Annotated in this window: 16 protein-coding genes and 1 riboswitch; of the genes, 13 read left to right on the top strand and 3 right to left on the bottom strand. The window is 58.1% G+C overall.

Features of this window, described 5'->3' with window-relative positions:
* The first annotated feature begins 44 nt into the window (after positions 1-44).
* The 8 genes from rsfS (at position 45) to lipB (ending at position 7,526) form a co-directional block, all read left to right on the top strand.
* Positions 45-362, top strand: a complete 318-nt coding sequence (gene rsfS, locus D781_RS05330) for a ribosome silencing factor (RefSeq protein WP_015671294.1) — start codon at positions 45-47, stop codon at positions 360-362.
* A gap of 3 nt (positions 363-365) precedes the next feature.
* Complete coding sequence (gene rlmH, locus D781_RS05325; RefSeq protein ID WP_015671293.1) at positions 366-836, top strand: 23S rRNA (pseudouridine(1915)-N(3))-methyltransferase RlmH; 471 nt, start codon at positions 366-368, stop codon at positions 834-836.
* A gap of 39 nt (positions 837-875) precedes the next feature.
* Entirely contained in the window at positions 876-2,771 is a 1,896-nt protein-coding gene (mrdA, locus tag D781_RS05320) for a peptidoglycan DD-transpeptidase MrdA (protein ID WP_015671292.1), read from the top strand.
* Positions 2,772-2,777: 6 nt separating this feature from the next.
* Entirely contained in the window at positions 2,778-3,890 is a 1,113-nt protein-coding gene (mrdB, locus tag D781_RS05315) for a peptidoglycan glycosyltransferase MrdB (protein ID WP_015671291.1), read from the top strand.
* A 10-nt stretch (positions 3,891-3,900) separates the two neighbouring features.
* Positions 3,901-4,971 carry an endolytic peptidoglycan transglycosylase RlpA gene (rlpA, locus tag D781_RS05310; RefSeq protein ID WP_015671290.1) on the top strand — a complete coding sequence of 357 codons (1,071 nt, stop codon included), beginning with the start codon at positions 3,901-3,903 and terminating at the stop codon, positions 4,969-4,971.
* 173 nt (positions 4,972-5,144) lie between these two features.
* Positions 5,145-6,356 (top strand): D-alanyl-D-alanine carboxypeptidase DacA, encoded by a 1,212-nt coding sequence (gene dacA / locus D781_RS05305; protein WP_015671289.1) that lies wholly within the window; start codon positions 5,145-5,147, stop codon positions 6,354-6,356.
* Between the two features lie 102 nt (positions 6,357-6,458).
* Complete coding sequence (gene ybeD, locus D781_RS05300) at positions 6,459-6,725, top strand: DUF493 family protein YbeD (protein ID WP_015671288.1); 267 nt, start codon at positions 6,459-6,461, stop codon at positions 6,723-6,725.
* A gap of 135 nt (positions 6,726-6,860) precedes the next feature.
* Entirely contained in the window at positions 6,861-7,526 is a 666-nt protein-coding gene (gene lipB, locus D781_RS05295; RefSeq protein ID WP_015671287.1) for a lipoyl(octanoyl) transferase LipB, read from the top strand.
* A gap of 74 nt (positions 7,527-7,600) precedes the next feature.
* Here the strand turns inward: lipB and D781_RS05290 are convergent, their stop codons facing one another.
* Positions 7,601-8,206: a putative adhesin gene (locus D781_RS05290; RefSeq protein ID WP_015671286.1), complete on the bottom strand. Its 606-nt coding sequence runs from the start codon at positions 8,204-8,206 to the stop codon at positions 7,601-7,603.
* 317 nt (positions 8,207-8,523) lie between these two features.
* Between D781_RS05290 and lipA the strand changes: the two genes are divergently transcribed.
* Positions 8,524-9,489, top strand: coding sequence for a lipoyl synthase (gene lipA, locus D781_RS05285; protein WP_015671285.1), 966 nt, complete (start codon positions 8,524-8,526; stop codon positions 9,487-9,489).
* Positions 9,490-9,583: 94 nt separating this feature from the next.
* Here the strand turns inward: lipA and tatA are convergent, their stop codons facing one another.
* Positions 9,584-9,793 carry a Sec-independent protein translocase subunit TatA gene (gene tatA, locus D781_RS05280; RefSeq protein ID WP_015671284.1) on the bottom strand — a complete coding sequence of 70 codons (210 nt, stop codon included), beginning with the start codon at positions 9,791-9,793 and terminating at the stop codon, positions 9,584-9,586.
* 201 nt (positions 9,794-9,994) lie between these two features.
* Positions 9,995-10,070, top strand: a riboswitch (Fluoride riboswitch).
* 77 nt (positions 10,071-10,147) lie between these two features.
* Here tatA and crcB point away from each other — a divergent pair.
* From crcB to D781_RS05265, 3 genes are all read left to right on the top strand, one after another.
* On the top strand, positions 10,148-10,531 hold the full coding sequence (gene crcB, locus D781_RS05275; protein ID WP_015671283.1) for a fluoride efflux transporter CrcB: 384 nt from the start codon (positions 10,148-10,150) through the stop codon (positions 10,529-10,531).
* 290 nt (positions 10,532-10,821) lie between these two features.
* The gene (locus D781_RS05270) at positions 10,822-11,433 is read left to right on the top strand and encodes a TetR/AcrR family transcriptional regulator (protein WP_015671281.1); all 612 of its coding nucleotides are present in this window, start codon (positions 10,822-10,824) and stop codon (positions 11,431-11,433) included.
* Positions 11,426-12,616, top strand: coding sequence for a Bcr/CflA family efflux MFS transporter (locus tag D781_RS05265; protein WP_015671280.1), 1,191 nt, complete (start codon positions 11,426-11,428; stop codon positions 12,614-12,616). The genes D781_RS05270 and D781_RS05265 overlap by 8 nt, the downstream gene beginning before the upstream one ends.
* Before the next feature lie 62 nt (positions 12,617-12,678).
* On the opposite strand, the gene cspE is transcribed toward D781_RS05265, so the two are convergent.
* Positions 12,679-12,888, bottom strand: coding sequence for a transcription antiterminator/RNA stability regulator CspE (gene cspE / locus D781_RS05260; RefSeq protein WP_015671279.1), 210 nt, complete (start codon positions 12,886-12,888; stop codon positions 12,679-12,681).
* A gap of 299 nt (positions 12,889-13,187) precedes the next feature.
* On the opposite strand from cspE, the gene D781_RS05255 reads away from it, so the two are divergent.
* Positions 13,188-14,351: a M20 peptidase aminoacylase family protein gene (locus tag D781_RS05255; RefSeq protein ID WP_015671278.1), complete on the top strand. Its 1,164-nt coding sequence runs from the start codon at positions 13,188-13,190 to the stop codon at positions 14,349-14,351.
* The last annotated feature ends 106 nt before the right edge of the window (positions 14,352-14,457 follow it).

Genomic DNA, 14,457 nt, shown 5'->3' with positions numbered 1-14,457 from the left:
ATACTGCGCCGCTATTTTTCAGCTCACCATCCCAGGGGGAACCTTTGCAAGGTAAAGCGCTCCAAGATTTCGTTATCGACAAGATTGACGATCTTAAAGGCCAGGATATTATCGCTCTGAACGTTCAGGGTAAATCCAGCATCACCGACTGTATGATCATCTGCACCGGCACGTCCACGCGTCACGTAATGTCGATCGCCGACCACGTGGTGCAAGAGTCCCGCGCCGCAGGTATGGATCTGCACGGCATGAAAGGCCAGGAGGCCTCCGACTGGATCGTTGTCGATCTGGGCGAAGTTATCGTGCACGTCATGCAGGAAGAAAGCCGCCGGCTGTACGAACTGGAAAAACTCTGGAGCTAAGCGGTGAAATTGCAACTGGTTGCAGTTGGCACCAAAATGCCGGACTGGGTGCAGACCGGCTTTATGGATTATCTGCACCGCTTTCCGAAAGATATGCCGTTTGAACTGACCGAAGTCCCGGCGGGCAAACGCGGCAAAAATGCCGATATCAAACGCATATTGGAAAAGGAAGGCGAACAAATGCTGGCGGCCGTCGGTAAAGGTAATAGAATTGTTACGCTGGATATCCCCGGCAAACCGTGGGATACGCCGCAGCTGGCGCAGCAGCTGGAACGCTGGAAGCAGGACGGCCGCAACGTCAGCCTGCTGATTGGCGGACCTGAAGGGCTGGCCCCGGCATGCAAAGCCGCAGCGGAGCAGAGCTGGTCGCTCTCGCCGCTGACGCTGCCGCATCCGTTAGTGCGCGTTCTGGTGGCGGAAAGCCTGTACCGCGCCTGGAGCATTACCACCAATCATCCTTACCACCGGGAGTAAACCTGTGGCGATCGTGACAGAGTGAAATAAAGCAGCGGGATGAAAATCGAACGTAACCCTTTTCGCGACTATTCGGCTGAATCAGCCCTGTTTGTACGCCGCGCCCTGGTGGCGTTTTTGGTCATTCTGGTGCTGACCTGCATCCTGATTGCCAATATGTATAATTTGCAAATTGTCCGCTTCGAGGATTACCGCACCCGCTCTAACGAAAACCGCATCAAACTGGTGCCGATCCCGCCCAGCCGCGGCATTATTTACGATCGCAACGGCACGCCGCTGGCGCTCAACCGCACCATCTATCAGCTCGAGCTGATGCCGGAAAAAGTCGATAACCTGAAAGCCACGCTGCAGGCGCTGCGTCCGGTGGTCGATCTGACCGATGACGATATCGCCAATTTTGAAAAAGAGCGTAAACGCTCACGCCGCTTCGTCTCTATTCCGGTGAAAACCGCACTGACCGAAGTCCAGGTCGCGCGCTTCGCCGTAAATCAGTTCCGCTTCCCTGGCGTTGAGGTCAAAGGCTATCAGCGCCGCTACTACCCGTACGGCTCCGCCCTGACCCACGTGATCGGCTATGTGTCGAAAATCAACGATCGCGACGTCGCGCGCCTGAACAAAGAAGAAAAGCTGGCCAACTACGCCGCCACCCATGATATCGGCAAGCTGGGCATTGAACGCTATTACGAAGATACGCTGCACGGCAAAACCGGTTATGAAGAGGTCGAGGTTAACAACCGCGGCCGGGTGATCCGCCAGCTGCACGAGCAGCAGCCCTCCGCCGGCCAGGATGTTTACCTGACGCTGGATCTCAACCTGCAGCGCTATATCGAGCAGCTGCTGGTCGGCAGCCGCGCCGCCGTGGTGGTCAGCGATCCGCGCACCGGCGGGATCCTGGCGATGGTCTCCAACCCCAGCTACGACCCGAACATGTTTGTCGACGGGATTTCCAACAAGGAATATCAGGGCCTGCTGAACGACCCGAACCGGCCGCTGATCAACCGCGCCACGCAGGGCGTCTATCCGCCGGCGTCCACGGTGAAACCCTATATCGCCGTCTCCGCGCTGAGCGCCGGCGTGGTCACCAAAAACACCATCGTGTTCGATCCGGGCTGGTGGCAGTTGCCGGGGTCGGAAAAGCGCTACCGCGACTGGAAAAAGTGGGGCCATGGCCGCCTGAACGTCACTAAAGCGCTGGAAGAATCCGCCGATACCTATTTCTATCAGGTCGCTTACGATATGGGCATTGACCGCCTGTCCAGCTGGCTGACAAAATTCGGCTACGGCCAATATACCGGCGTCGACCTGTCCGAAGAGCGCTCCGGCCTGATGCCAACCCGCGAATGGAAGCTCAAACGCTATAAGAAGCCGTGGTATCAGGGCGACACCATCCCGGTGGGCATCGGCCAGGGTTACTGGACCGCGACGCCGCTGCAGATGGCGAAGGCGCTGAATATTCTGATCAACGACGGCGTGGTGAAAACGCCGCATCTGCTGCACAGTAAAAAAATAAATGGTTCACTGGTGCCGTTCCGCCAGGAAGAACAGACACAAATCGGAGATATTCACTCCGGCTTCTGGGAAATTGCCAAAGACGGTATGTACGGGGTCGCCAACCGCGCCAACGGCACGGCGCACAAGTTCTTTGCCAGCGCTCCGTATAAAATCGCGGCGAAATCGGGTACCGCGCAGGTATTCGGTTACGAAACCTATAACGCCCACAAGCTTGCGGAGCATCTGCGCGACCACAAGCTGATGACCGCGTTCGCCCCTTATGACAACCCGACGGTGTCGGTGGCGATCATTTTGGAGAACGGCGGCGCCGGCCCGGCTGTCGGCACCATTACCCGCCAGATCCTCGATCATATCCTGTTGGGCGACAACAATACGCAATTACCGGACGCGCCGCCGGCGGCGCCCGGCTCAGAAGGTGACTAACAGACCATGACCGAAAGCCAAAAGAAGGGCTCGATCTGGACCAAGATCCACATAGACCCGACGTTCCTGCTGCTTATTCTCGCCCTGCTGGTGTACAGCGCCTTCGTGATGTGGAGCGCCAGCGGCCAGGATCTCGGCATGATGGAGCGCAAGATCGGCCAAATCGTGATGGGGCTGATCGTGATGGCCGTAATGGCGCAAATCCCGCCGCGCGTCTATGAAAGCTGGGCGCCCTATCTGTATATCTTCTGCGTGATCCTGCTGATACTGGTCGACGCCTTCGGCCAGATCAGTAAAGGCGCGCAGCGCTGGCTCGACCTGGGCTTTGTACGCTTTCAGCCGTCGGAAATCGCCAAGATCGCCGTACCGCTGATGGTGGCCCGTTTTATGAACCGCGACGTCTGCCCGCCGTCGCTGAAAAATACCGGCATTGCGCTGGTGCTGATCTTCCTGCCGACCCTGCTGGTGGCCGCGCAGCCCGATCTGGGCACCTCCATTCTGATCGCCGCATCCGGCCTGTTCGTGCTGTTCCTCTCTGGCATGAGCTGGAAGCTGATCGCCGTCGCCGCGGTGCTGCTGGCGGCGTTTATCCCGATTTTGTGGTTCTTCCTGATGCACGGCTATCAGCGTGACCGCGTGATGATGCTGCTCGACCCGGAAAGCGACCCGCTGGGTGCGGGCTACCATATTATTCAGTCGAAAATCGCCATCGGCTCCGGCGGCCTGTCCGGCAAGGGCTGGCTGCACGGCACTCAGTCGCAGCTTGAGTTCCTGCCGGAACGCCACACCGACTTTATCTTTGCGGTGCTGGCCGAGGAGCTGGGGCTGGTCGGCGTGCTGGTGCTGCTGGCGCTGTATCTGCTGGTGATTATCCGCGGCCTGATGATTGCCGCCAAAGCCCAGACCACGTTCGGCCGGGTGATGGTCGGCGGCCTGATGCTGATTCTGTTCGTTTATGTATTTGTTAACATTGGCATGGTGAGTGGAATTTTACCGGTGGTTGGCGTACCTTTGCCTCTGGTCAGTTACGGCGGATCGGCGCTGATCGTACTTATGGCTGGGTTCGGCATCATCATGTCGATTCACACGCATCGGAAAATGCTGTCTAAGAGTTTATAAGAGGTGAGTAATGCGTAAGGAATGGCTTTGGATCGGCGCGGCGGCGGTATTGCTTTCCGCCTGTGCCACCACTGATGAGCAGCAGGCGCCGCCCGCCGTGCCGTATAATGGCCCGGTGGTCGAAATCAGCGGTGTAGAACCCCATTATGAACCTTATAACCCGGGCACGCTGCAGGATTATAAAGTGAACGGCGACAGCTACCGCATTGTCAAAAATCCGCAGAACTTCTCACAGACCGGGCTGGCAAGCTGGTACGGTGAAGAATCCAGCGGCAACCGCACCGCCATCGGTGAAACCTTCGATCCTTATGCCCTGAGCGCGGCGCACCCGACGCTGCCGATCCCAAGCTACGTACGCGTCACCAACCTGGCCAATGGCCGTCAGCTGGTGGTGCGCGTCAACGATCGCGGCCCTTATGTGAAAGGGCGCATTATCGACCTGTCGAAAGCCGCCGCCGACCGCCTCAATCTGTCAAACAATACGCGGGTGAAAGTTGATTTTATCAACGTTGCGCCGGACGGCACGCTGAGCGGGCCGGGCACCGTCGGCACCACCGTCGCCAAGCAGAGCTACGCCCTGCCCGCGCGCCCCAATCTGAGCAGCGGCGCCATGGGCACCCCGGTGCAGCAGGATGCGCCGGCGCTCAATAACAATGACGTCCACGCTATCGATAACAGCACTTTGACCAGCGGTGAAACCCGCGCGGCGGCAAACGGTAACGGCGGCCTGCTCGCCACGACGCCTGGCGGCACGCAAAGCGCCAACGCCGCCGCGCCATCATCAGCACCGCTAGCCGCTGCGGCCACCGTCACCGCGGCCGGTGCAGCAGCAACCGCCGCCGCGACGGCGCCGAGCGCAGGCTATGTCGTTCAGGTCGGTGCGCTGAGCAATGCCGAGCGCGCGCAGGCCTGGCAGCAGCAGCTCAGCCAGCAGTTCGGCGTGCCGGGCAGCGTCTCCACCAACGGTACCGTGCACCGCGTACAGCTTGGCCCGTTCAGCGATCGCCAGCAGGCGCTGGTGCTGCAGCAGCGCCTGGCCGCGGAAGCCAAACAACAATCATTTGTCACCGCCGCACACTAAGCATGGCGTCCGGCAGGCTCACGCCGATCGGCAGTTTTAGCTGAAACATTTTCTTGCAGCTAAAAATGTAAAAACCGTGATCGGTCAGAGGATTGGCTAATGCCTGCCGGGATCCCATCTGCTATAGTGAGGCACGTTTTTAACTTACTTTCACGGATGTTGTAGTCCAGATCATGAAACATGTAACTTCTTTTCGCTTAATCAAGGGCATCGCGCTCAGCACCGTTATCGCCATGGGCGCTGCCAGCAGCGCGCAGGCCGAAGACGCCAACCTTAAAACCATGATCCCGGGTGTTCCGCAAATTGACGCGGAATCTTACATCCTGATTGATTACAACTCCGGCAAGGTACTGGCGGAATCCAATGCGGATGCGCGCCGTGACCCGGCCAGCCTGACCAAAATGATGACCAGCTACGTCATCGGCCAGGCGCTGAAAGCCGGTAAAATCGGCCAGGACGATCTGGTCACCGTCGGCCAGGACGCCTGGGCGACCGGCAACCCGGTGTTCAAAGGCTCTTCGCTGATGTTCCTGAAGCCAGGCGATCGCGTACCGGTTTCCAAACTGACGCGCGGCATCAACCTGCAGTCCGGCAATGACGCCTGCGTGGCGATGGCCGACTACGTGGCGGGCAGCCAGGATTCATTCGTCAATCTGATGAACAACTACGTTCAGCAGCTGGGCCTGAAAAATACCCACTTCAAGACCGTGCACGGTCTGGACGCCGACGGACAGTTCAGCTCCGCGCGCGATATGGCGCTGATCGGCCAGGCGCTGATCCGCGACGTGCCGGACGAGTACGCCATCTATAAAGAAAAAGAGTTCACCTTTAACAATATCCGTCAGGTAAACCGCAACGGTCTGCTGTGGGATAAGAGCCTGAACGTCGACGGCATCAAAACCGGTCACACCAACGCCGCAGGCTACAACCTGGTGGCTTCCGCCACCGAAGGCCAGATGCGTCTGATCTCCGCCGTGCTGGGCGGCCATACCTATAAAGGCCGCGAAACCGAAAGTAAAAAGCTGCTGACCTGGGGCTTCCGCTTCTTTGAAACCGTCGCGCCGCTGAAGGCAGGCAAAGAGTTCGCCTCTGAGCCGGTATGGTTCGGCGATGCCGACCGCGTTGAGCTGGGCGTCGATAAAGACGTTTACCTGACTATCCCGCGCGGCCGGATGAAAGATCTGAAAGCCAGCTACGTGCTCAACACGCCGGAAATCCACGCGCCGCTGACCAAGAATCAGGTTGTCGGCAGCATCAATTTCCAGCTGGACGGTAAAACCATCGACCAGCGTCCGCTGGTGGTGCTGAATGAAGTGAAAGAAGGCGGCATCTTCGGTCGTCTGGTGGATTACATCAAGCTGATGTTCCATCACTGGTTCGGCTAACGCTTGAAAGCGGCGAAAACGCCCCCATATGGTAAATAACACTAACTCCCGCTCCGGCGGGAGTTATAATTTAGAGAAGATGTCACGCTGGAGCGCCCGCACATGCAAAAAACGAAACTGAACGAACTGCTCGAATTCCCTTGCTCATTTACTTACAAGGTGATGGGGCTGGCACAGCCTGAGCTGGTTGACCAGGTAGTTGAAGTGGTGCAGCGCCATGCGCCCGGTGATTATAATCCGCAGATTAAGCCGAGCAGCAAAGGTAACTACCACTCCGTCTCCATTACCATCAACGCCACCCATATCGACCAGGTGGAGAAGCTGTATGAAGAGCTGGGCAACATTGAAATTGTCCGTATGGTGCTGTAATCGCCACCTAAACGACGACTGAACAACCCGGGTCCGACGCCAAGTCTGCCCGGGTTGCGCATTTTGGGGCCGCTAAACGCTGGTCGCCGGCCGGAGCGCCCGATATAATGACCGCACCACTTCCGTAACCTGACGATGCCCGTGCAACACGATAAGATCATAGTACGTCAGCTGGGGCTGCAGCCCTATGAGCCAGTCTCCCAAGCCATGCACAACTTCACCGATCGCCGCAGCGCCGACACCACCGATGAACTGTGGCTGGTGCAGCATACACCGGTATTTACCCAAGGCCAGGCCGGCAAAGCGGAACATCTGCTGATGCCCGGCGATATCCCGGTGATTCAAAGCGATCGCGGCGGCCAGGTCACCTATCATGGCCCCGGCCAGCAGGTGATGTACGTGATGGTCGATCTCAAGCGCAATAAAATTGGCGTACGCCAGCTGGTCAGCGCGATTGAAGACACCGTGGTTCAGACCCTCGCCCACTTCCATATCGATTCACGCGCACGCCCCGACGCGCCCGGCGTCTACGTCGGCGAGCAGAAAATCTGCTCGCTGGGGCTGCGCATCCGCAAAGGCAGTTCCTTCCACGGCCTGGCGCTCAATGTGGCGATGGATCTGGCTCCGTTCCAGCGTATTAATCCCTGCGGCTACGCCGGCATGCAGATGACCCAGGTCAGCGCGCTGGCGCCCGGCGCGTCAATTGAGGATGTGGCGCCGGTTCTGGTGCAGGAGTTTGTCCGCCAGCTTGGTTACCGGCAGGTTGAAACGGGCAATTGGGCAGTGGACGACTACCGGTAGTTGCCGGCTTGTCATACGCATAAAAAAACCACTTGTCGGTGGTTTTTTTATTGCTGCGCCAGGGTGTCCGCCATTCAACGGCAGAACGCACAGTGGATTCTCTGATATTTGTAGCCATAGCGCTGCAATTCCCTGATCACTTCAGACAGTGTCAGAGAATTAAAACTGCGGTGGATACGATTACGCAGGGTGACCACATCATACCGCGTAATGTTTTTATACTGCGCCGCATCACGCTCAAGGTTATCTGCATGCGTGACCATGCCGACCTTTCTGAACATTGCCGCGTTATCGCGCATTTCCTGCGGTTTCGCATCCGCAGTGTTGTACAGATTTCTGACGCTGTGATAGCTCTCGTTTGCCTGGTTATGGCGTTTGCCTCCGCTCACCTGGCTGTTGGTGTACTTACCCAGATCATAGTCATGGGATGCGTTCGCCTTCATGCTTTCGTACTTCGGCACGGCGCCAATGATCATCTGCAACAGTGAAGGATCCGACAGCGTTTCCCCGTGGCGGGTATAATAAACCAGCTCCACATCCTTCAGCTCGGATGACATACCGCTCTTGGAAGTGCGCGATGCGCCATGTGCGGTAATAATGCACTCATTAGCGCTAGGGGCAGCCCGATTGTGCGACCACACATACAGGTTGCTGCCAACGGTGTTCTGGTAAAGATCCATAGCTCATCTCCATATAAACGCATATAGAAAATCAGTGTAGACAAAATCTCTGTTTTTTCCCGCATCTGACCGAATAATCGCCTGCCGACCCGCCTGTTTTTCCTGACCGCACGGAATGCGCCCGGTGTGCTACGGCAAACGGCCAAGAGCGGGTATAATGACGCAGGCTCCCATCGCGATACAGGGGCTGAATGGATCGCGGTAAAAGTGGTATAGTATCGCCAAGTTTTTACCTACTTCTTACTACGGCTTTTTAATTTATTGATGTTAAAAGATAAAAACAAAAGTCGAGTTTCGTAACTGGAACCTGCACGACTATGAGTAAACCAATTCAGATGGAACGCGGCGTCAAATACCGCGATGCAGACAAAATGGCGCTGATCCCGGTCAAAACGGTGGTCACCGAACGGCAGGAGCTGTTACGTAAACCCGAGTGGATGAAAATCAAACTGCCCGCCGACTCAACGCGGATCCAGGGCATCAAAGCCGCAATGCGTAAGAATGGTCTGCATTCGGTCTGTGAAGAAGCCTCCTGCCCTAACCTGTCTGAATGTTTTAACCACGGTACCGCCACCTTTATGATCCTTGGTGCGATCTGCACCCGTCGCTGCCCATTCTGCGACGTGGCCCATGGCCGTCCCGTTGCCCCCGACGTCAACGAGCCGGAAAAACTGGCGCAAACCATCGCCGATATGGCGCTGCGCTATGTGGTGATCACCTCCGTTGACCGCGACGACCTGCGCGACGGCGGCGCCCAGCACTTTGCCGACTGCATCAGCGCCATCCGCGCCAAAAACCCGAACATCAAAATTGAAACCCTGGTGCCGGACTTCCGCGGCCGTATGGATCGCGCGCTGGAGATCCTGACGGCAACGCCGCCGGACGTCTTCAACCACAACCTGGAAAACGTGCCGCGTATTTACCGCCAGGTGCGCCCGGGCGCCAACTACGAGTGGTCGCTGAAGCTGCTGGAGCGCTTTAAAGAAGCACACCCGGATATCCCGACCAAGTCTGGCCTGATGGTCGGGCTGGGGGAAACCAACGAAGAAATCATTGAAGTGATGCGCGACTTACGCCGTCACGGCGTCACCATGCTGACGCTGGGCCAATACCTGCAGCCAAGCCGCCATCACCTGCCGGTGCAGCGCTATGTCAGCCCGGCAGAGTTTGAAGAGATGAAAGAAGAAGCGCTGGCGATGGGCTTTACCCACGCGGCGTGCGGCCCGTTTGTCCGCTCTTCTTATCACGCCGATCTGCAGGCGAAAGGCATGGAAGTCAAATAATGCCGCAGCGGAGGGGTAACGTTTTGTTACGCTTTCGCTGACTGACACAGCGCAAAAAACGGATGCCGCCGGGCATCCGTTTTTTTATGCGGCTTCAGGCGTCTTTCTTTTCGACGCTCTGCGGGTTCGCGGCGTTATCTTCTGCAGTCTTCTGCGCCGGCGGAGCATCGTCGCCCACCGCTTTTTTAAAGCCCTTCAGCGCCGCGCCCAGATCGGCGCCCAGCGTGCGCAGTTTGCTGGTACCGAACAATAAGACGATCAATACCGCAATCACCAACAGTTTGGTAATACTGATACCTTCCATATTCACCTTCTTTAATACCCAGTGCTGCAGGACGCAGCGAAAGAAATAAATCTTGCCTGCGCCTAGTTATCCGCTTTCTGGCAAATAAAACAACGGCAACCTGTAACAGAGTAAGATCGCCGAACGTCGGGGTAATTTGCCGCCGGGACTACAAAACCGCCGGCGCAACATGTAACATCGTGTCATCGATAATTGCTACTTATCGACCACGGAGATGACATTCCTCCCGCCCCGATAGGGATAAACCGCCTGACCGGCTGATGATGTCTGCGTAACCTCAGAATGAGGTGCGTAGCGTTGCGCCCGTACCACCTTCTGAGCTTCTTACTCTTCTGTTTGAAAGGGCTTCTGACCATGTTGAATTCTTTACTGGCCGTATTTATCGGCGGCGGCTTAGGTAGCGTACTGCGCTGGAGCATCAGCCTGCGGCTCAATCCGCTGCATTCCGCCATTCCGATCGGCACCCTGACCGTCAACCTGCTGGGAGGCTTTATCATTGGCCTGGCCATGGCGCTGATGACCCGCGCCGCCGCCATCGACCCCACCTGGCGGCTGCTGCTGACTACCGGTTTCTGCGGCGGCCTGACCACCTTTTCCACCTTCTCGCTGGAAGTCGTCTCCCTGCTGCAGGACGGGCGTTTTCTGTGGGCGCTCACCAACGCCATGCTGAACCTGGCCGGCTCGCTGCTGATGACGATGCTGGCATACCTGCTGGTTGCCTGGTTCACCGGGCAGTAATCCACGCTTAATGTTTTCTTAATGTTGCATACGGATAATCCTCATCCAGGGTCATAAAAACCGGATGAGGATCGCTATGTGGAGTATGCCGAAAACCGCCGCTGAGTTTGCCGCCGCCGCGCTGTGCGTCGCCACGGTCGCCGCGTTTATTCACCTTTATCTGTTCAGCTAAGCGGGCCGTCAGCGGTCCGCACAAAGATTTTCACAAATAATCACACCTGCGCTACAATTGAGAATGAACGTTCGCACTCAAACTGCGTTTCTTCCTTTGTCAGCGATAGGACCGGGACATGTCATCCCCAATAGCAAGCAGGCAGGCGAAAGCCGAACTGCGCCGTAATCAAATCGTCGAAGCGGCTAAAGCCTGTTTCCGTCAGTATGGCTTTCATGCCGCCAGCATGGCGGAAATCGCCCAGCGTTCGGCCCTGAGCGTCGGGCAGATTTACCGTTACTTCGTTAATAAAGACGCCATTATCGCCGAGATCGTCAACCGCATTATCAACGATAAAATGCGCCGCCTTGAGGATCTCAGCGACCACATCAACCTGATTGCCGGCACGCTCGCCACGCGGACGCTGTATCAATTACCGGGGCAAAGCGAGGACGATCACCTGCTGATGCTGGAAGTGACCGCCGAAGCAACGCGCAACCCGGCGGTGGCCGCCACGCTGAGCGACGCCGAAGCGCGCCTGTTCCGCCACGTCTGCCGCAATCTGCAACAGCTCTACCCGTCGTTCAGCGACGAAGAGATCGCCGCGCGCGTCGAGTTTATCGCCGTGCTCAGCGAAGGCACCGGTTACCGCCTGCTTACTACGCAAAAAGCCGATCCCAAACTGCTGGAAGCGTTATACCAGCAGGCTATCTCCCATCTGTTCCGCGAGTCCGCTACACCTAATGAGTAAACAACACGCCCGTCAACGATTAGTCTATGCCGCCGTCCTGGGTCTGCTGGCCGCACTGGGGCCATTATGCATCGACCTTTACCTGCCGGCGCTGCCGGAAATGACCGCCGAGCTGGGCACCTCAACCGCCACCGCGCAGCTGAGCCTGACCGCCGGCCTGCTGGGGCTGGGCCTCGGCCAGCTGATCTTCGGCCCCTACAGCGACAAACTGGGACGTATCCGTCCGCTGCTGCTGTCGCTGCTGATTTTATTGGCGGCCTCGCTGTGGTGCGCCCTGGCCACCAGCATCGACCAACTGCTGATCGCCCGCCTGCTGCAAGGGCTGGCCGGTTCCGGCGGCGCCGTGATATCGCGCGCCATTGCGCGCGATATGTATTCGGGCCATGAGTTAACGCGCTTCTTCGCGCTGCTGATGCTGGTGAACGGGCTGGCGCCGATCGTCGCGCCGGTGCTGGGCGGCGCGCTGCTGAAATTTATGGACTGGCGCGGCATTTTTGACGCGCTGGCGCTGATCGCCCTGCTGCTTTTCACCCTGTCGCTGCTGAAACTCAGCGAGTCTCTGCCGCCGGAGCGGCGCAGCCAGGGCGGCATGCTGTCGATGCTGCGCTCGCTGGGCGGGCTGCTGCGCCAACGGCAGTTTATGGGGCTGTGCCTGACGCAGGGATTCGTTATGGCCGGGATGTTTGCCTATATCGGCGCTTCGCCTTTCGTCCTGCAGCAAATCTACGGCCTCAGCCCGCAGATGTTCAGCCTGTGCTTTGCGATGAACGGCATCGGGCTGGTGATTTCCGCCCAGACGGCTGCGCGCCTGAGCCGACGCTTCGGCGAAATGCGGGTGCTAAAATACGGCCTGACGCTAGCGGCTACCGCCTCGCTGCTGTTGCTGCTGGCCGGCTGGCTGCATGCGCCGCTGCCGCTGCTGCTGGCGACGCTGTTCTTCGCCATTGCCGCCGTCGGCAGCATCGGCCCGACCGCGTCGTCGCTGGCCATGCAAAGCCAGGGAGACAAAGCCGGCAGCGCGTCCGCCCTGATTGGCGTCTGTATGTTCGCGCTCGGCGCCTGCAGCGTGCCGCTCACCGGGTTGGGCGGCACCTCCAGCGTATCGATGGCGCTGACGATTTTCGGCTGTTATTTCATCGCCATCATGCTGTTTACCCTGCTGGTGCCCAAGGCGCCGCGCTGAACGATGGCAATAAAAAACCCGCTCATCGGAGCGGGTTTTCAGCAAAGCGGCTAGTGCGTCGCTTAAATCGCGGTAACGTTAGCTGCAGATGGGCCTTTAGCGCCATTGGTGATTTCAAATTCTACCTGCTGGCCTTCAGCGAGCGTTTTGAAACCATTGCTAACGATGGCAGAAAAGTGAACGAAAACGTCCTTGCTACCATCTTCCGGAGTAATGAAACCGAAACCTTTAGATTCATTAAACCACTTAACGCTACCTTTAATCTTAGACATCAAACTTACCTTTAACGTGAATGTAAGACACAAATCGTGTGTCAGATACAGTACAGCAACTGGCCGGCTTTTTGTCCACTGCCCAGATCACATAACGCGGATAAAAAGTGCAATAGCCGGCATCTGCCGCCGTAAAGTGCCCGTTCCGCCCATAAAACACGCACTTTCCAGGATTATCCGCTCAGATCACCGCCGCCACCGGCAAACCGAATGGCTATGAAATATAACCAGATAATCTTTTTGCTTCCGTCATCGCTGGACTAGGGTTAAGCATAACCTCAGCCAAGCGAGAGAAACCTATGCCCTGTCAACTGGCCGACCAAGTCGTCGCCTACCGCCGTGAACTGCATCAGCATCCCGAACTGTCCAATCAGGAATTCGCCACTACCGAACGCATTACCCGCTGGCTGCAGCAGGCCGATATCCGCATCCTGCCGCTGGCGCTAACCACCGGCGTCGTGGCCGAAATCGGCAGCGGCGACGGACCGCTGATCGCCCTGCGCGGCGATATTGACGCCCTGCCGATTGCGGAACTCGCCGACGTGCCTTTCGCCTCGCGCCATCCTGGGGTTATGCACGCCTGCGGACATGATTTCCACACCGCGGTAATGCTCGGCGCCGCCCGCCTGCTAAAAGCGCGCGAATCGTCACTGCCAGGACGGGTGCGCATCTTTTTCCAGCCGGCAGAAGAAACCTGCGACGGCGCCCAGCAGCTGATTGACGCCGGCGCGCTGGATGACGTCGCGGCCGTGTTCGGCCTGCACAATGCGCCGGAATTGCCCACCGGCACCTTCGCCACCCGCGCCGGCCCCTTCTATGCCAACGTCGACCGCTTTCAAATCCGTATCACCGGTAAAGGTGCGCACGCCGCCAAACCGGAGCAGGGTGTTGATAGCATCGTCACCGCCAGCCATATCGTGAGCGCGCTGCAAACCCTGCCGAGCCGCAGTTTCAGCTCACTGGAGGCGGTGGTGGTCAGCGTTACGCGCATTGAGGGCGGCAATACCTGGAATGTACTGCCACAGACGGTGGAACTGGAAGGTACGGTGCGCACCCATAACGGCGACGTGCGTCGTCAAGTGCCGGATAAAATCCGCCAGGTGATCGACGGCGTAGCCGCCTCGCTGGGCGCACAGGCCGAACTGAGCTGGCACCCCGGGCCGCCCGCGCTGATTAACCACGCACGCTGGGCGGCCTTCAGCCAAACGGTGGCGAAGGAGTTCGGTTATCGGGTCGAGGAGGCTGAGCTGCAGATGGGCGGTGAGGATTTTGCCATTTATCTGCATCATGTGCCCGGCGTGTTTGTCAGCATCGGCTCAGCCAGCGAATTCGGCCTGCATCACCCGCGCTTTGCCCCTGATGAACAGGCCATTTTTCCGGCGGCGCAATATTTTGAACGCCTGGCGGAACGTGCTCTGCAGCAGCTGGCCGACGTTCCACAGCAGGCCGTCAGCCACGCCTAATCCACGCGGTTCTCCTTCCGCCGCGCCAGCGCGGCGGAAAGCCGGGCATTGTCATCACGGAACGCCGTCTCCCCTGTTGCTACACGGCATTACGCGCTATCATAAG

The sequence above is a fragment of the Serratia sp. FGI94 genome (assembly GCF_000330865.1).
In the GTDB taxonomy this organism is placed as follows: domain Bacteria; phylum Pseudomonadota; class Gammaproteobacteria; order Enterobacterales; family Enterobacteriaceae; genus Serratia_B; species Serratia_B rubidaea.
The sequence above is the reverse complement of the archived record's forward strand: the minus strand, read 5'-3'. Positions and strand labels throughout refer to the sequence as shown.

What these genes read in the sequence shown, in the direction of transcription:
- tatA (WP_015671284.1), bottom strand. Translation starts at nt 9,793, where the DNA reads ATGGAAGGTATCAGTATTACCAAACTGTTGGTGATTGCGGTATTGATC.
- lipA (WP_015671285.1), top strand. Translation starts at nt 8,524, where the DNA reads ATGAGTAAACCAATTCAGATGGAACGCGGCGTCAAATACCGCGATGCA.
- D781_RS05265 (WP_015671280.1), top strand. Translation starts at nt 11,426, where the DNA reads ATGAGTAAACAACACGCCCGTCAACGATTAGTCTATGCCGCCGTCCTG.
- lipB (WP_015671287.1), top strand. Translation starts at nt 6,861, where the DNA reads ATGCCCGTGCAACACGATAAGATCATAGTACGTCAGCTGGGGCTGCAG.
- mrdA (WP_015671292.1), top strand. Translation starts at nt 876, where the DNA reads ATGAAAATCGAACGTAACCCTTTTCGCGACTATTCGGCTGAATCAGCC.
- crcB (WP_015671283.1), top strand. Translation starts at nt 10,148, where the DNA reads ATGTTGAATTCTTTACTGGCCGTATTTATCGGCGGCGGCTTAGGTAGC.
- mrdB (WP_015671291.1), top strand. Translation starts at nt 2,778, where the DNA reads ATGACCGAAAGCCAAAAGAAGGGCTCGATCTGGACCAAGATCCACATA.
- D781_RS05290 (WP_015671286.1), bottom strand. Translation starts at nt 8,206, where the DNA reads ATGGATCTTTACCAGAACACCGTTGGCAGCAACCTGTATGTGTGGTCG.
- rlpA (WP_015671290.1), top strand. Translation starts at nt 3,901, where the DNA reads ATGCGTAAGGAATGGCTTTGGATCGGCGCGGCGGCGGTATTGCTTTCC.
- dacA (WP_015671289.1), top strand. Translation starts at nt 5,145, where the DNA reads ATGAAACATGTAACTTCTTTTCGCTTAATCAAGGGCATCGCGCTCAGC.
- ybeD (WP_015671288.1), top strand. Translation starts at nt 6,459, where the DNA reads ATGCAAAAAACGAAACTGAACGAACTGCTCGAATTCCCTTGCTCATTT.
- D781_RS05255 (WP_015671278.1), top strand. Translation starts at nt 13,188, where the DNA reads ATGCCCTGTCAACTGGCCGACCAAGTCGTCGCCTACCGCCGTGAACTG.
- cspE (WP_015671279.1), bottom strand. Translation starts at nt 12,888, where the DNA reads ATGTCTAAGATTAAAGGTAGCGTTAAGTGGTTTAATGAATCTAAAGGT.
- D781_RS05270 (WP_015671281.1), top strand. Translation starts at nt 10,822, where the DNA reads ATGTCATCCCCAATAGCAAGCAGGCAGGCGAAAGCCGAACTGCGCCGT.